At 68.8% G+C, this 320-nt stretch carries 1 protein-coding gene; it reads right to left on the bottom strand.

Annotation, left to right across the window (positions count from 1 at the left end; translation table 11 throughout):
* Nucleotides 1-320: 7TM-DISM domain-containing protein (locus FS767_RS21915; RefSeq protein ID WP_178102771.1), on the bottom strand; the 320-nt coding region annotated here is incomplete at both ends.

Here is a 320-nt window from a genome sequence, read left to right as displayed (position 1 = left end):
GCAGATAGAGGGCATACCAGCCAAAGCCCGAGCGGCGGCCACAGCCCCACAGGGTGAGGGTCAGCAAGAGGATGGTGACCAGGCAACCGAAGAAGCCGCCGATCAGCCAGGCATCCTGCTGCGCCTCGCGCAGATAGGCGGCCGGGGTCACCAGCCGCAGCGGCAGGACAAAGGTCTCTCGCGAATCCAGTCGCAGGTAGACCTCCTCCACCGCACCGGCGGTCGGCGCCAGGGCGAACATCAGCTGGCGACCGGGCAGTGTCCGTTGCGAGGCCGGCAGGGCCAGGCCGCTCTGCTGCAGCGGACTCCAGTGGCCATCG

It is taken from the genome of Pseudomonas sp. DE0010 (genome assembly GCF_007680745.1).
Lineage (GTDB): Bacteria > Pseudomonadota > Gammaproteobacteria > Pseudomonadales > Pseudomonadaceae > Aquipseudomonas > Aquipseudomonas parafulva_B.
This window is presented reverse-complemented; position numbering and strand designations above follow the sequence as displayed.